Raw genomic sequence first — 16,571 nt, forward strand, 5'->3', positions numbered from 1 at the left:
TGACGCTTCCTTCACCCTACGTTCACCGCGCCGCCGCCGGGCGGCTGAGTCCGGCCCGCACGAATCCCGAGTCGGTTCACGCTGCATGTCCGACTGGCGCCCGGTTTCCCCGACTGCCGCCCTCTTTCCCCGACTGCCGCCCTCTTTCCCCGACTGCCGCCCTGTTTGCCTCACTGGCGCCCTCGTTCCCAGCCGACGACCTCCGCACTGGCGCCCTCTTCATGGACTGCCGCCCTCTTTCCCTCACTGACGCCCCTCTTCAAGCAGGGCGCCAGTGAGGGAAACAGGGCGGCAGTCGGGTTTCGGGGCACTGGAACGGGCACGCGTATCCCCACCCCACCCGACGTACGGCGCCGTCCACAGCCTGTCAGCGCGTGCGCACGCCATCGACGCAGGGCGACCCATGCTGGCACCATGCGCGACACCGTCACCGGGATCCTCGCCGCTCAGGGCGATCTCAGCCGAGCTCAACTGGGCCGTCTCGGCGTGGTCGACGCCGAGCTGCAGGCCCTCGTCGGCGCGGGCGCCATCTGTCGGATCGGTCGGGCGACATACGGGCTGCCCCGCCGCGACGCCAGCCCGGAGGAGTCCCATCGGCGTCTCGCCGCCGCGGTGCTGGCCCGACACGATGGCCGCGCCGTCCTCAGCCATCACAGCGCGCTGGCGGACGTCGGGCTGCCGTTGCACGGCGTACCACTGACCACGGCGCACATCACGTCGCTTCGCGGCGCTCGGTACCGCCGCCGGAGCGACCACGTCCTGCACGCGGCCGACGTATCCACCCGCTCTCTCGCTCGCAACGACCCTCCCCAGCACGTCGAGGTTGCGCATGCTCTCGTCCAGACCGGGCTGCGTTGGGGTGCCGAGGCGCTCCTCCCGGCGGCCGACCAGGCGCTACGGCGCGGCATGGTCACGCGGTCGGGTCTGGCGAAAGCGATGGCGGACTACGCGCATTCGCCGGGGATGTCTCGGGTACGACCGGCGGTGGCCGCCGCCGATCCGCAGGCCGAATCGGTCGGCGAGTCGTTGCTCCGGTGGCAGGTCCTGCTCCTCGGCTACTCGGTCCAGACGCAGGTCGACCCGGGGTGCGTCGGTCGCTCATACCGGGTGGACCTCGCCATTTCTGGGTACCGGCTTGCGCTGGAGTTCGACGGCATCGAGAAGTACGCGCCGTGGCCTGAGCAACGGGACGAATCGGTACGTCGTGCGTTGCGCGCGGAGAAAGCCCGCGACGAGGATCTTCATACGGCCGGCTGGTACGTCATTCATTTCACGTGGCCAGAGCTGTTTCGTCCGGCCATCATTGCCGCGCGCATCGAGGCCGCGATCACCTGGCTGACGCGGGCTGCCTAGCGCCGGAGGCCCCTTGGCTGTGTCAAGGGACAGTCGGAACTGCCCAGTGGCGGACATGAAAGCTGCCCGCTGACGGTCACGAGATCTGCCCGGTGGTGGCCACGGGATCTACCAGGGGGTGTGGCCACCACCGACCAGGGTGGTCAGTTCAACGGCTCACCCCTGACCGGCGAGTGCTTGGGTGGCCGGACGCTGTCGCCGCTGGTCTGGCAGACGTGGGCGTGGTGGGCAGTCGGTCCACCGTGGCGGTGGCCAGCGTCTTGGGCATCAGCTCGTCGACCCAGGGGTGGAGGTTCGGCTGATCGCGACTGACCGCTTCTCAGGCGGCGTCGCGAGTCTGAGGCCCCTGGGGCGCGGGCGGCAGCAGGCCGTCGGCGGGGGGCGGGCGGGTCCCAGGTGCCTTGGGGGACGCCGAGGTCTTCCAGGGTGAACCAGGCGACCTTCACCGGCCTCGACGGCTTGCTGGCCAGGCCTCCAGCAGAACGTCTTCCCGGGCCCGGGGCCGCAGACCACGAGGTCTCGCGGCGGTGGACCCATTCCAGGGTGCGGCGCCTGCGGGTCGGGACTGGGATCAGATGCCTGGGCGCCAGCGAGGTCTTCCCGGTGGGAAGCCCGCCGACGCTCGCCGGGGACAAGTGCGGAACGCTCCCGGCCGGACCTCCTCGGCGAACAGCGCCTTCAACACCTCGGCGGGCTCCCAGCGTTGGGCTTTCGCGGTTGCGACGACCTCGGGTGCGTGACGACGGATGTGCGGCAGCCGCACGGGCAACAGCTCCTCCAGTTCGGCTGGCAGGGCGGGCTACGCCGGCTCTCGTCGTCATCGGGCCACCTCTCCCGTCGGGGTCGTGCTGGCCGACCTGTTCACCGGCGTGCCCATGCGCTGGTGCCCTGGGTCAGCGAGAGTCCTCGCTGGCCCGGTGCTCACCGGCTTCGGTGCTCGGGCGTGGTGGTCCAGGATCGGGACAGGTCTGCTTCGGCGAACCGGCCGGCGGCGGCGGGCCCAGTGCCCAGCCCTCGACGGGGTCGAACAGCCCAGCTGAGGGCTTCGGCCATCTGACGCACCGTGGTGTGCCTGCGGCGGCGGCCTCGATCAGCCACGCGCCCTCGCCCAGGTCAGGAAGTCGGACTCGGCCGGGTCTGCGGGCTGGCGGTCCAGGGCGGAGGCTGGGCGGAGTCTGTCATCGATCTTGGGGGCGGCGGCGGTGGCGGGCGACTTCAGGGGACCGTCCTGGCCGACGTGGACGATGACGACCCACTTCCTCGCCGACCCATGGGCACGGACACCACCCAACAGGGGGGGGGGGACCGAGTACTGGCCGGACTCGAACATCACCATCGGGTGTTGCCCGGCACCACCCGGCCGGGTCATCGGGACCGGGCAGCGACCGTTCCTGGCGAGCATCTCGATCGGGCAGGACCCGGTGCGCTCGGGTGTTGACCTTCTCGCAGAACTCCACCGAGCTCGGCGAACGAGGCGTACCCCTCGCGCAGGTTGGTGTCCTGGGGACCAGGTCGGCCTTGCTGATCTTCACCGACGACTCGGTGCCGCCCTGGACGCCGGATCGGCCGGACGCAGGTGTGCCGACCATCAGTAGTGCTCGGCGAACGCCACCAGCTGCGGATTCCGCACCGGAATTCCGGCGATGTGCTCGACCGTGACGGTCTTCTCGTTGTCGGTCACACTAGGTCGGCACCCCACAGCCGCCGGAACGTCAGCCCAGGGCAGCGAACACCGGGGCATCGTCTTGTCGCGGATCCGACCCGGAACCGCGACCAAGCCAGCCAGGCGACGAACAGCACGGCGACAGGGGCCATCGCCTAGTCGACGCAACCACCCCCGGCTCAGTCACCCAGGGACGGTGCCCCCACGTCCGGCCCGGTAGGACTTCTTGACCTTCGCGACCGCACGGCGGGTGGTGCGCTCCGACCCTCCGTAGCCCAGGGCGAGCAGCTCTCGTGCGCCACATCGGCAGGACCTCCACCGACCGCTGACCCCTCCTCGACCTTGGGCAGATACTCATCGATCAACATCGGCCGCACCGCCGCCGCCGGCAACTCCCCGCCGCCAGCACGGCGATCCACGTACCGCTTCACCTGTGGTGGGAGCAGCCAGCCAGCTCGCCGGCATCGCGCAACGAACCTGTTAGGTCGTAGGCATCCAACATTTCCATGATCTCCTCGGCAGACTTCACTCTCCCTTCCTCGGGAGCGATAGGGCGCATCAGCACCGCTCATCGCACCCGAGGAAGGGGCCTCAACCGCGCAGGTCGGCGAGGCAGAGACGTCGTCGGGCAGATCCCATGACCGTCAGTGGGCAGTTCTCACGTCCGCCAGCGGGCAGCTTCGTGGCCGTCTCCGGGCAGTTTCTCGTGGCCGCCGACATGGCTGCCTGGGCTGGACCTCCGCACGTCGACTCCGCCGCATCCAGACTCGGTTCGGGCCCACTGCCGCCCCATTACCCCCGCTGGCGCCCTTCTTGAAGAAGGGCGCCAGTGCCAGGAACAGGGCGGCAGTCTGGGAAATGGAGCGGGATTGCCCAATCCCACGGCGCGAGTGCGGCAAACAAGGCGTCGACGATCCACGAAAATGAGGCGCCAGTGCCAGAAACAGGGCGGCAGTCCAGGAAGAGCGCCACTGCCGGCGATCGAGCGAAGCACCGGACGCCCCTTGGCTGCCTGGGCTGGACCTCCGCACGTCGACTCCGCCGCATCCAGACTCGGTTCGGGCCCACTGCCGCCCCATTACCCCCACTGGCGCCCTTCTTGAAGAAGGGCGCCAGTGCCAGAAACAGGGCGGCAGTCCAGGGAGAGCGCCCATGCCGGAGATCGAGCGCAGCGCCGGCGGGTGGCGGAACGGCCGTGGTACGCCGGGCGGGCGCGCCGCTTGGCTGCGACGGTCATCTTCTTGGGCACCTGGCGGCTGAGACCCCGGCGTTATGCCTGGCGGGCGCGCCGCTTGGCTGCGGCCGTCGCCTTCTTCGCTGCTGGGCGCCCGGCCGCGGCGCCGGCTCCCGAGGCCGAGCCCGCCACCGGTTTCGTCGTCCGGCCGACCTTGGTCGCCGCTCGGGCCCCGGCGGCGCCAGAGCCACCGGCCTTGCCGCGCCCAGCCGCCTTGGCCGGGGCGGTGGCCGCGGCGCTCGGAGCCGGCGCGGCCCCAACCGGCACGGGCCGTTGCTTGGCGAGCACAGGTGCGAGGAATCGACCGGTGTGGCTGGCCGGGTCGGCGGCGACCCGCTCGGGCGTACCACTCGCCACCACCGTGCCGCCCTTGTCGCCGCCCTCCGGGCCCATGTCGACGATCCAGTCGGCGGACTTGATGACGTCGAGGTTGTGCTCGATCACGATCACCGTGTTGCCCTTGTCGACCAGGCCCTGCAGCACCTCCAGGAGCTTGCCGATGTCCTCGAAGTGCAGGCCGGTCGTGGGCTCGTCCAGGACGTAGATCGTGCGGCCGGTCGCGCGCCGCTGCAGCTCGGAGGCCAGCTTGACGCGCTGCGCCTCACCACCCGACAGGGTCGTGGCACTCTGCCCGAGGCGGACGTAACCCAGGCCCACGTCGTACAGCGTCTTCATGTGCCGGCTGATGGCCGGCACCGCCGCGAAGAAGTCCACCGCCTCCTCGATCGGCATGTCGAGAACGTCGGCGATGGTCTTGCCCTTGAAGTGAACCTCGAGGGTCTCCCGGTTGTACCGCGACCCGTGGCACACCTCGCACGGCACATACACGTCGGGCAGGAAGTTCATCTCGATCTTCAGCGTGCCGTCACCGGAGCACGCATCGCAGCGCCCGCCTTTGACGTTGAAGCTGAATCGGCCCTGCTGGTAGCCGCGGATCTTCGCCTCCGTGGTGTCGGCGAAGAGCTTGCGGATGTGGTCGAAGACCCCCGTGTACGTCGCGGGATTGCTGCGCGGCGTCCGCCCGATGGGGCTCTGGTCGACGTGCACGACCTTGTCCAGATGCTCCAGCCCGGTGACCGTCCGGTGCCGCCCGGGCACGTGCCGGGCGCCGTTGAGCCGGTTCGCGAGCACGTTGTAGAGGATGTCGTTGACCAGCGTCGACTTGCCCGAACCCGAGACGCCGGTCACAGCCACGAACACCCCGAGGGGGAACTGCACGTCGACGTCGTGCAGGTTGTTCTGGCGGGCCCCCAGGACCGCGAGCTGCCGAAGCTTGTCGATCGGCCGACGCACCGCCGGGAGCGCGATCGAGCGTCGCCCCGAGAGGTACGCGCCGGTCAGGGACTCCGGGCAGGTCAGCAGCTCGGCCAACGGCCCGGAGTGGACCACCTCGCCGCCGTGCTCCCCCGCCCGGGGCCCGATGTCGACCACCCAGTCCGCGGCCTCGATGGTGTCCTCGTCGTGCTCGACGACGATGAGGGTGTTGCCCAGGTCGCGCAGCCGGGTGAGGGTGCCGATCAGCCGCTGGTTGTCGCGCTGGTGCAGGCCGATGGAGGGCTCGTCGAGCACGTACAGGACGCCCACCAAGCCGGACCCGATCTGCGTCGCGAGCCGGATCCGCTGGGCCTCCCCGCCGGAGAGCGTGGCGGCCGGCCGATCCAGCGACAGGTAGTCCAGGCCGACATCCAGCAGGAATCCCAGCCGGGCCCCGATCTCCCGGAGCACCCGCTCGGCGATCTGCGCCTCCCGGGCCCCCAACCGGACCCCGCGGAGGAACTCCGCGCACTCCGCGATGGACATCGCCGACACCTGCGCGATGCTGCGACCATCGATGAGCACCGACAACGACTCCGGCTTGAGGCGGGCGCCCCGGCATGCCGGGCAGGGCACCTCGCGCATGAAGCCCTCGTATTTGTCCCGCGCGTAGTCGCTGTCCGTCTCGCCGTGGCGCCGCTTCACCATCGGTACGGCGCCCTCGAACCCCGTCGTGTACGACCGCTCCCGCCCGAACCGGTTGCGGTATTTCACGTGCACCTTGTAGTCCCGCCCGAACAGCAGGGCCTCCTTGGCCCGCTCGGGGAGCGTGCGCCACGGGGCGTCCAGGGAGAACGTCAGGTCCTCGGCCAGCGCGGTCACGACCCGCATCTGGTAGTCGTTCATCTTCTGCCCCTGCGCCCACGGGGCGATCGCGCCCTGCCGCAGGCTCAGTTCCTCGTCGGGAACGAGCAGCTCGGGGTCCACCTCGAGCTCGGTGCCGAGCCCCGTGCACTGCGGGCAGGCGCCGAACGGGCTGTTGAACGAGAACGTCCGGGGCTCCACCTCGTCGATCGAAATCGGATGATCGTTGGGGCACGCCATCCGCTCCGAGAACCGCCGCTCCGCGGGCCGGCCCTCCGGGTCGTCCGGGCCGATGTCGACGTAGTCGATCAGCACCAGTCCACCGGAGAGCCGCAGCGCGGTCTCGACGGAGTCGGTGAGCCGCTGCTTCGCGGCGGGGTCGGCGCCCTTGGCCACCAACCGATCGATGATTACCTCGATGGTGTGCTTCTTCTGCTTCTCCAGCGTGGGCGGCTCGGTCAGGTTCACCGTCTCGCCATCGACCCGCGCCCGCGAATAGCCCTTCGTCTGCAGCTCGGCGAACAGGTCGACGAACTCCCCCTTGCGACCCTGCACCATCGGCGCCAGCACCTGGAACCGCGTGCGCTCCGGCAACTCCAGCAAGCGGTCCACGATCTGCTGCGGGGTCTGCCGCGTGATCTGCTCCCCGCACACGGGACAGTGCGGCGTCCCCGCGCGCGCGAACAGCAACCGCAGGTAGTCGTGCACCTCCGTGATGGTGCCCACGGTGGAGCGGGGGTTGCGGTTGGTCGACTTCTGGTCGATAGAGACGGCGGGCGACAGCCCCTCGATGAAGTCCACGTCGGGCTTGTCCATCTGGCCCAAAAACATCCGCGCGTACGCCGAGAGCGACTCGACATAGCGCCGCTGGCCCTCGGCGAAGATCGTGTCGAACGCCAGCGACGACTTGCCCGACCCGGACAGGCCGGTGAAGACCGTGAGCGCGTCCCGGGGGATGGAGATCGAGACGTTCCTCAGGTTGTGCTCACGCGCGCCACGCACGATGAGGCGGTCGTGCGCGCGGGACGGAGCGAGGGGACCGGATGTCACGCGGACATGCTATGCGGCGCCTCCGACAACGCTGCGACCGGCTGCGGTACGGCGGAGGTGGGGCCCGCCCTGGCCGTGCCGCGCCGACTACGACCCACGGCCCGTCCCGTTTCCGGCCGGGGGTGCGCCCCATGATCTGCCTGGGCCAGGATGGGCCCCATGGCCGAGTCCCCCGAGCCCACCGCGTCTCCCGAGCCCACCGGGCACCTGTCCCCCGCCGACATCCCCGCCGCGCTCGAACTGCTCGACGTCGAGACGGCCAAGCTGCTCGCCACCGTCGAGACCCTCACCGACGAGGACCTGGCCCAGCCGTCGCTGTGCCCCGGCTGGACCCGCGGCCACATCGTCACGCACCTCGCCCGCAACGCGGAGAGCCTGGTCCGGCTGGTGGTCTGGGCCCGCACCGGCGTACGCACCCCGCAGTACCCCTCCCAGGCCAGCCGCGACGCCGACATCGAGGAGGGCGCGCCGCGCCCGGCCGCCGACCAGCTGGCCGACCTGAGCCGCTCCTGCGACCTGGTGCGGGACGGGCTCGCCGCGCTGGCCCTGCCGCTGGCCACCCACGAGCTCCAGATGAGCTCGGGGCCCGCGGACCCTCGCGACCTGCCCCGGCGCCGTCTCAACGAGGTCGTCCTGCACCACCTCGACCTCCGGGCCGGCTTCACGCTGGACGACGCCCACCCGCTCGCGATCGCCGACCTGCTCGACCTGGCCGTCTCCCGCTTGGCCCGGCCTGGTGGCCCGAAGCTGTCGATCAACAGCCACGACGGAGACCACTACCTCGTCGGCACGACCCCGAGCGAGACCGTGGCCGATGGCGTCGTGGCTGTGCAGGGCTCGGCGAGCGACCTGCTCCAGTGGCTGACCCGCGGCGTCACCGACCGTGTCGATTCCACCGGCCCCCTGCCCACGCTGCCCTGACCGGCAGCACGCCCCGACGTACCGGCCTCTTTCCAGCGACGTACCCGCCCGTGACCCCGAGGTGACCCAGATGCCCGACACGACTCCCAACGCCCCCGACCGCTACACCGGCGAGGTGACCCCCGGAGGCCCCAGCGACGTCCGCGAGCTGGGCCCCCTGACGATCCGCAAGGCCAGCGTGGGCGCCATGGACAACAACTGCTACCTGCTGACCTGCACGGACACCAAGGAGCAGCTGCTGGTCGACGCCGCGGACGACGCCCCCCGGCTCACCCGCCTGATCGGCGAGGGCAGCGGCCACCTCTCGATGATCGTCACGAGCCACCGGCACTGGGACCACGTGCGCGCCCTGTCCGAGCTGGCCGCGAGCACGCAGGCCGCGACGCTCGCGGGCCGGTACGACGCCGACGCCCTCCCGCTGCCTCCCGAGCGTCGCCTGGCCCACGGCGACGAGATCGTCCTCGGGCGGCAGAGGCTGTCCGTCCTCGAGCTCCGCGGCCACACCCCGGGCGGCGTCGCCCTGGCCTGGACCGAACCCGACTCCGGCCGGGCCCACCTCTTCGTCGGCGACTGCCTCTTCCCCGGGGGGGTCGGCAAGACGAACTCCGCGGTCGACTTCTCCGCGCTTCTGGACGACGTCGAGGAGCGCGTGTTCGCGGTGTACGGCGACGACACCTGGATCTACCCCGGCCACGGCAAGGACACCACGCTCGGGGTGGAGCGTCCCCAGTTGGCCGAGTGGCGCGCCCGCGGCTGGTGACGCCTGCGAGTCGACCCGTCCCGCAGGCTCGCACGAAGGCTCGGTGCAGGTCACCAGGCCAAATCTCTCCCGGGAGTGAGGTCTCGGCGCGGGTCACCCCGGGCCGGGCAGAATGGCGCCCGTGTCCACCTCGCCCGTACGCCGAGAGAGCACGGGCTTTCCGGTCGCGCTCGTCCTCGCCTCGATCCTGTCGGTGCAATTCGGCGGGGCGCTGGCGGCCACGCTGATCCCGCTGATCGGCGTCTTCGGCTCGGTCGCCCTGCGGCTGGGCGTCGCCGCGGTCATCATGCTCGCGGTGGCCCGCCCCCGGGTCGCGGGGCACACCCGGGCGGACTTCCGTACGGCGGCGGCCTTCGGCGTCGCCCTCGCCGTCATGAACAGCACCTTCTACGGCTCCCTCGGACGGCTCCCCATCGGCGTGGCCGTCACGATCGAGTTCCTCGGGCCCCTGCTCCTGGCGGCCGCCCTGTCCCGGCGGTTGTGGGACGGCCTGGCGGTGCTCGCCGCTGGGACGGGGGTCGTACTCATCTCCCAGGTGGCCACCACCCCGCTGGACCAGGTGGACCTCATCGGCATCGGGCTGGCGTTGGCGGCGGGTGCCTCGTGGGCGGCGTACATCCTCCTCTCCGCCCGCACGGGACGAGCCTTCGACGGTACGGAGGGGCTCGCCTGGGCGATGGTCGTCGCCGCGGCGCTGGTCGTCCCGACCGGGTTCGCGGTGGACGGCACGGGGCTGTTAGCACCCGACGCCCTCATCAAGGGGGCCGGGATCGCGGTGCTGTCCTCGGTCCTGCCCTACTCCCTCGAACTCGTGGCCCTGCGGCGCCTGGACGCGCGCGTCTTCGGCATCCTGTTGAGCCTGGAGCCAGCGGCCGCCGCGCTCGCCGGCGCCCTGGTCCTGCACCAGGGACTCACCCCGGTCCAGCTCGCCGGGATGGCGCTGGTGGTGTGCGCCTCCGCGGTCGTCACCGTGCGTTCCCCGGCTCCGGTGGATTGACGTGGGAGCCACGCCGCCGCGCCCGCGCCCCGTGTGACTTTGCTCAAAGTTGTTACGACAAAGGCACAAGATGCGCCGTACGCCGTCCCCGGCGGCTTACGGTAGTGACGGCACCACCACGCCCGCGAGGGCGCCGTGGCCCAACCAACGGCTGCACGCCGTGAGCCCGCGGCCCCGCGCCGCCACCTGTCGACCTGTGGAGGGAACTGCATGGCCACCCGCATCGCGAACGCGGAGCTGCGCAAGAGGGTCATGAGCGCCAGCGACGCCGCGAAGACGATCCACCCCGGCGACAACGTGGGGATGAGCGGGTTCACCGGCGCCGGGTACCCCAAGGAGGTCCCCATCGCCCTCGCCTCCCGGATCCGGGAAGCGACCGCGGAAGGTACGCCGTTCCGGGTGGGCGTGTGGACCGGGGCCTCGACCGCGCCCGAGCTCGACGGCGCGCTGGCCGAGGCCGACGGGGTCGACCTGCGCATCCCCTACCAGTCCGACCCGGTCACCCGCGGCAAGATCAACGCCGGCACCATGGACTACATCGACGTGCACCTCTCGCACGTCGCGCCTCTGGTCTGGGAGGGCTTCTTCGGCAAGCTCGACGCCGCGGTCATCGAGGTCACCGGCATCACCGAGGACGGTCACCTCATCCCGGCGTCCTCGATCGGCAACAACAAGACCTGGATCGACCAGGCCGACAAGGTCATCCTCGAGGTCAACGCCTGGCAGTCCGCCGACCTGGAGGGCATGCACGACATCTACTACGGCACGGCCCTCCCGCCGTACCGCAAGCCCCTCATGATGACGCGCCCCTCCGACCGGATCGGCGAGCCGCACCTGCGCTGCGACCCCGACAAGGTCGTGGCGATCGTGGAGACCGACGCGCCCGACCGCAACAGCGCGTTCAAGCCACTCGACGCCGACAGCAAGGCCATCGCGGGGCACCTGCTGGAGTTCCTGGCGCACGAGGTCAAGCGGGGCCGACTCACGGACAACCTGCTGCCGCTCCAGTCCGGCGTCGGCAACATCGCCAACGCCGTCCTGGCGGGCCTGCTGGACAGCCCGTTCGAGGAGCTCACGTCGTACACGGAGGTCATCCAGGACGGGATGATCGACCTCATCGACGCGGGCAAGGTGCGCTTCGCGTCGGCGACGGCGTTCAGCCTGTCCCCCGACTACGCCCAGCGCATGAACGACGAGGCCGCCCGCTACCGGCGCAACATCGTGCTGCGCCCCCAAGAGATCTCCAACCACCCGGAGCTCATCCGCCGGCTCGGTGTCATCGCCATGAACGGTCTGATCGAGGCCGACATCTACGGCAACGTCAACTCGACGCACATCATGGGCAGCCGGATGCAGAACGGCATCGGCGGCTCGGGCGACTTCGCCCGCAACGCCTACCTGTCCTGCTTCGTGACGCCGTCCACGGCCAAGGGCGGGGCGATCTCCGCGATCGTGCCCTTCGTGTCGCACGTCGACCACACCGAGCACGACACGCACGTCATCGTCACCGAGCAGGGGCTGGCCGACCTGCGCGGGCTGGCTCCGCGACGGCGCGCGAAGGTCATCATCGAGAACTGCGCGCACCCGGACTACCGGGCGGCGCTGGAGGAGTACGTCGAGCGCGCGGCGAAGGTCGCCAACGGCATGCACACCCCCCACGACCTGGCGCTGGCGCACGAGTGGCATCGCCGGTACCTGGCCGAGGGCACGATGCGCTGAGCCCCTCGAGGGGCTCACGCCGAGGCGTACTGGCTCCGCAGCTCCCGCTTGAGGACCTTCTGGCTCGGCCCCATCGGCAACTCCTCGACGATCTCGACCCGGCGGGGGCACTTGTGGTGCGCGAGCCGGTCCCGCGACCAGGCGATCATCTCGTCGGGATCGATCCGGGCGCCCGGCTTCGGGGTGATCACGGCGCAGACCTCCTCGCCGAGCTTGGGGTCGGGCAGCCCGATGACCGCGACCTGATGCACGTCGGGGTGCGTCATCAGCAGCTCCTCCACCTCCCGGGGGTAGACGTTGTAGCCGCCGCGGATGATGACGTCCTTGGTGCGGTCGACGATCCGGATGAACCCGTCGGGATCCTTGATGCCGATGTCCCCGGTCCGGAACCAACCGTCGACCACGGCGGTCGCCGTCGCGGCGTCGTCGTCGAGATAGCCGGCGAAGACGTTGTGCCCCCGGATCACCAGCTCGCCGCGCTCGCCGTCCGGGAGCAGGACGACCCGGTCGGCCACGCCCGGGTCGGCCACCGCGACGTCGACGCCCCAGATGGGCTTGCCGATGGTGCCCGGCCGGGTGCCGAGGATCGGTTGGTTGGTGCTCGCCACGGGGCTGGTCTCGGACAGGCCGTAGCCCTCGTACATCGGGGCCCCAAAGGCGTCCTGGAACTGGTCCTGGACCTGGCTGGGCAGGGCGGCCCCGCCCGAGACCGCGAAGCGCAGGCTCGGCACGATCGGGCCGTCCGTGGGCAACAGCCCGGCGGCCCGGCCGGCGTCTGCGACCTGCACGAGGTAGAGGAACATCGTCGGTACGCCGAGCATCAGCGTGGTCTTCTCCGCGACCATGAGGCGCAGGGCCTCGCGCGGCTCGAACCGCGGCTGCAGCACCAGGCACGCGCCGGCCCGGAACGCCGCAGTCATCGCGCAGGACTGCCCGAACACGTGGAACAGCGGCAGGCAGCCGAACATCACGTCGTCGGGCGTGAAGTCGAAGCAGTCGAAGGCCGCGACGGTCGCGTTCATGACGAGGTTGAGGTGGGTCAGCCGGGCGCCCTTGGGGGCGCCGCTGGTGCCGCTCGTGTAGAAGACGACCGCCACGTCGTCGGGCCGCCGGGCGACGTAGTGCGGCAGCGGCGCGACGCCGTCGGCGAGGGTCGCCAGCGCGTACGCCGGCAGGCCCACCGCCTCGGCCGCGGCGCTTGCTACAGGCAGCAGCGACGGGTCCGCCACCACGCTGCGGGCGCCCGAGTGCTGCAGCAGGTACGCCGCCTCCTTGGGCTGCAACATGGCCGGCACCGGCACGATCGTGCCGCCCGCCGCGACGATCCCGAAGTAGCCGGCGACGAACTCGATGGTGTTCGGCGCCATCAGTGCGACCCGGTCCCCCGGGCCGACGCCGCGATCGATCAGGGCCTGCGCATACCGCGCCGCCAGGTGCCACAGCTGCGCGTACGTCAGCCGCCGGTCCCCCTGCACCACCGCCGCGTGCTCGGGCCGGCGGATCGCCGACTCGGCCAGCACCGCGGCCAACGACAGCGTGGTGGTCCCCTCGACGGTCATGACCCGGCTCCCGTCTGGCGCCGCACCTCGCGCTTGGCCAGCGAGGACTTGTGCACCTCATCCGGTCCGTCGGCGATGCGCAGGCTGCGCACCCCGGCGTACGCCTCCGCGAGCCCCGGATCCTGACTCAGCCCACCCGCGCCGTACGTCTGGATCGCCTTGTCGAGAATCCACTCCACCGTCGAGGGCACCGCGATCTTGATGGCCTGGATCTCGGCGTGCGCGGCGCGGTTGCCCTGGGTGTCCATGAGCCACGCCGTCTTGAGCACGAGCAGCCGGGCCTGCTCCAGGCGCACCCGCGACTGGGCGATCCAGTCCTGCACCATCCCCTGAGCGGCGAGCGGCTTGCCGAACGCGACCCGCTCGGCGGCCCGCCGGCACATCGCCGCCAGCGCCATCTCGCCGAGCCCGATCGCCCGCATGCAGTGGTGGATCCGGCCGGGGCCGAGGCGGGCCTGCGCGATCGCGAAGCCCTCCCCCTCGCCGCCGATGATGTTCTCGGCGGGCACCTCGACGTCGGTGAACCGCAGCTCGGCGTGCCCGCCGTGCTCGTGGTCGTCGAAGCCGAGGACCATGAGCGGCCGGACGATCTCCAGCCCGGGAGTGTCCCGCGGCACGAGGATCATGCTCTGCTGGCGGTGCCGGTCGGCGTCCGGGTCGGTCTTGCCCATGACGATGAAGATCGAGCAGTCCGGGTTCATGGCCCCGGTGATCCACCACTTGCGGCCGTTGATCACGTACCGGTCACCGCGCCGCTCGATGCGGGTCTGCACGTTGGTCGCGTCGCTGCTCGCGACGTCCGGCTCGGTCATCGCGAACGCCGAGCGGATCTCACCGGACAGCAGCGGCGTCAGCCAGCGCTCCTGCTGGGCGGGGCTGCCGTACTCGTTGAGGACCTCCATGTTGCCCGTGTCGGGCGCCGCGCAGTTCATGGCGGGCGGAGCGATCGCGATGGCGTGCCCCGACATCTCGGCCAGCGGCGCGTACTGCAGGTTCGTCAGGCCGCCGCCGTGCTCACCGGGCAGGAACAGGTTCCACAGCCCCTGCCGCTTCGCCTCGGCCTGCAGCTCCCGCATCACCGGGGTCCGCGACCAGGCCCACCGCTCCCCCGCCGCGTCGAGCTCGGCCAGCTGCGCCGGGAAGGTCTCCCGCGCCGGGTCGACGTGCTCGGCCATGAAGGCCCCCAGCCGATCCCGCAACTCCTCGGTCTGGGCGTCGAACGCGAACTCCATCACCGCTCCTTCAGCGCGGTCAGGCCACCCGCCAGCAGCGGCTCGACGTATTCACCGATCGTCGCGAAGCCCGCCCCGACCGTCTGACCCTTGGTGTGCCGGTAGTGAATGCCCTCGAGGATGACCGCGAGCTTGTAGTAGCCCAGCGCGACGTACCAGCTCAGCCGCGACAGGTCGCGCCCGCTCGCGGCGACGTACGCGCCGAGCTGCTCCGGCATCGTGGGGTAGCCGTCGGCGCGCGAGACGTCCAGCACGAGCCCCCCGCCGCCGCCCCGGAGGAGCGTGGCCAGCTCGTTGTAGACGACGAGCAAGCCCACATCCGTGAGCGGGTCGCCGAGCGTCGCCATCTCCCAGTCGAGCACCGCGGTCACCGTGTCGGTGGCATCGCCAGAGGGATCGACATGGGAATCCACGAGCAGGTTGTCGAGCCGGTAGTCGCCGTGCACGATGGCGCCGGCCTGCCCGCTCGGGATGTCCTGGGACAGCCGCGCGTGCAGCTCGTCGGCCCCGGCCAGGTCGCGGCTGCGGGACCGCTCCAGCTGCTGGCCCCAGCGGCGGACCTGCCGCTCGCAGAAGCCGTCCGGGTGGCCGAAGTCCGCCAACCCCACCGCCGCCGGGTCCACCGCGTGCAGCAGGCCGAGAATGTCGAGCAGGCGCATCCCGATCGCGCGGGTCCGGTCCGGTCCCAGCGGGGACAGTTCGGCGGCACTGCGGTACGGCGTGCCGGCCGCGCGCTCCATCAGGTAGAACGGGGCGCCCAGCACCGCATCGTCTTCGACGAGCAGGTACGTCGTGGGCACGGGCACCGCGGTGTCGGCCAGCGCGGACATGACCCGGTATTCGCGCCCCATGTCGTGCGCCGTGGCCAGGACATGCCCGAGCGGCGGGCGCCGCAGCACCAGCGACCGCTCCGAACCCTCGTGCGCGCCGGTGACGACGTACGTCAGGTTGGACTTCCCCCCCGCGATGAGGCTGGCGGTCAGCTCGCCGGGCAGCACGTCCGGGGCGTGCTCGTCGAGATGCCGGCGCAGCGCCGCGAGGTCGAGGCCGGGCAGGTCGCCGCGCGAGCCGTCGGTGTGCCCCGTCGCGTCGCGCGTCATCACTCGCCGCCGCGCAGCGTGAGACCGCCGTCGATGACGAGGGTCTGGCCGGTAATCCAGGCCGACTCCTCGGCCAGCAGGAACGCGACGGCCCCGCTCACGTCCTGCGGCTCGCCGAGGCGGCGCAGCGGGTACGCCGCGCTGACGGCCTCCTCGCGCCCGGCGTACAGGGCCTTCGCGAAGTCGGTCTTCACCACCCCCGGGGCCACGGCGTTCACCCGCACCCGCGGGGCGAACTCCAGCGCGAACTCCTCGGTGAGGTGCACGACGGCGGCCTTGCTGGCGCCGTACATCGCGATGCCCGGCGCCGGCCGCACCGCACCCAGCGAGGCGATGTTGACGATCGTGCCGCCGTGCTCCGCCATCCACGCCGACCACGCCGCCTGGGTCCAGCCGAGGGTCCCCAGGACGTTGACCTCGAGAAGCTTGCGGGCCGGCGCGTGGTCGAGGGTGGCGAGGGGTCCGTACGCCGGGTTGATGCCGGCGTTGTTGACGAGATGGTCCAGGCGACCCCAGCGGGCGAGCACCTGGGCGACGGTGTCGGCCTGGTGGGCCGGGTCGTCGGCGCGGCCCGCGACGCCGAAGGCCACGTCCGGGCCGCCTAGCTCGGCCACCGCGGCGTCGAGGGTCTCCTGACCGCGGGCCGTAAGGGCGACGCGGGCGCCCTCGGCGACCAGGCGCCGGGCGATGTCGAGCCCGATGCCCCGGCTGGCGCCGGTGACGAGGGCCACGTGGTCGGTGAAACGCTGCATGGCTGTCCTTCTGACCGAGGAATTAGGAAGAGACCAGTTAGTAACTTACTGCGGTAAAGACGGGCGGGTCCGACTTAGGGACCCGCCCGTCACTGAGCTCGAACTAGCGGTTC

General features: G+C 71.2%; 10 protein-coding genes. 5 read left to right on the forward strand and 5 right to left on the reverse strand.

What is annotated here, in order from left to right; translation table 11 throughout:
• Positions 1–414: 414 nt before the first annotated feature.
• Positions 415–1,353 (forward strand): hypothetical protein, encoded by a 939-nt coding sequence (locus IPK37_18045; protein QQS00671.1) that lies wholly within the window; start codon positions 415–417, stop codon positions 1,351–1,353.
• 2,933 nt (positions 1,354–4,286) lie between these two features.
• Here IPK37_18045 and uvrA read toward each other — a convergent pair.
• Positions 4,287–7,418: an excinuclease ABC subunit UvrA gene (gene uvrA / locus IPK37_18050; protein ID QQS00672.1), complete on the reverse strand. Its 3,132-nt coding sequence runs from the start codon at positions 7,416–7,418 to the stop codon at positions 4,287–4,289.
• Positions 7,419–7,577: 159 nt separating this feature from the next.
• On the opposite strand from uvrA, the gene IPK37_18055 reads away from it, so the two are divergent.
• The 4 genes from IPK37_18055 to IPK37_18070 all read left to right on the forward strand — a co-directional run bounded on the left by IPK37_18055 (position 7,578) and on the right by IPK37_18070 (position 11,815).
• A complete protein-coding gene (locus IPK37_18055) occupies positions 7,578–8,339 on the forward strand; it encodes a maleylpyruvate isomerase family mycothiol-dependent enzyme (protein ID QQS00673.1) in 762 nt (253 codons plus the stop codon).
• Positions 8,340–8,409: 70 nt separating this feature from the next.
• A complete protein-coding gene (locus tag IPK37_18060) occupies positions 8,410–9,099 on the forward strand; it encodes an MBL fold metallo-hydrolase (GenBank protein ID QQS00674.1) in 690 nt (229 codons plus the stop codon).
• A 112-nt stretch (positions 9,100–9,211) separates the two neighbouring features.
• Positions 9,212–10,096, forward strand: a complete 885-nt coding sequence (locus tag IPK37_18065; GenBank protein ID QQS00675.1) for an EamA family transporter — start codon at positions 9,212–9,214, stop codon at positions 10,094–10,096.
• A gap of 210 nt (positions 10,097–10,306) precedes the next feature.
• Entirely contained in the window at positions 10,307–11,815 is a 1,509-nt protein-coding gene (locus IPK37_18070; protein QQS00676.1) for an acetyl-CoA hydrolase/transferase family protein, read from the forward strand.
• 14 nt (positions 11,816–11,829) lie between these two features.
• Here the strand turns inward: IPK37_18070 and IPK37_18075 are convergent, their stop codons facing one another.
• Genes IPK37_18075 through IPK37_18090 form a run of 4 tightly spaced genes read right to left on the reverse strand, consistent with a single transcriptional unit; the run spans position 11,830 to position 16,458 of the window.
• A complete protein-coding gene (locus tag IPK37_18075) occupies positions 11,830–13,374 on the reverse strand; it encodes a long-chain fatty acid--CoA ligase (protein QQS00677.1) in 1,545 nt (514 codons plus the stop codon).
• On the reverse strand, positions 13,371–14,606 hold the full coding sequence (locus IPK37_18080; GenBank protein ID QQS00678.1) for an acyl-CoA dehydrogenase family protein: 1,236 nt from the start codon (positions 14,604–14,606) through the stop codon (positions 13,371–13,373). Before IPK37_18080 ends, IPK37_18075 begins: the two co-directional genes overlap by 4 nt.
• Positions 14,606–15,706: a phosphotransferase family protein gene (locus IPK37_18085; GenBank protein QQS00679.1), complete on the reverse strand. Its 1,101-nt coding sequence runs from the start codon at positions 15,704–15,706 to the stop codon at positions 14,606–14,608. The genes IPK37_18080 and IPK37_18085 overlap by 1 nt, the downstream gene beginning before the upstream one ends.
• Positions 15,706–16,458: an SDR family oxidoreductase gene (locus IPK37_18090; GenBank protein ID QQS00680.1), complete on the reverse strand. Its 753-nt coding sequence runs from the start codon at positions 16,456–16,458 to the stop codon at positions 15,706–15,708. Before IPK37_18090 ends, IPK37_18085 begins: the two co-directional genes overlap by 1 nt.
• Positions 16,459–16,571: the final 113 nt, after the last annotated feature.

It is taken from the genome of Austwickia sp. (assembly GCA_016699675.1).
Lineage (GTDB): Bacteria > Actinomycetota > Actinomycetes > Actinomycetales > Dermatophilaceae > Austwickia.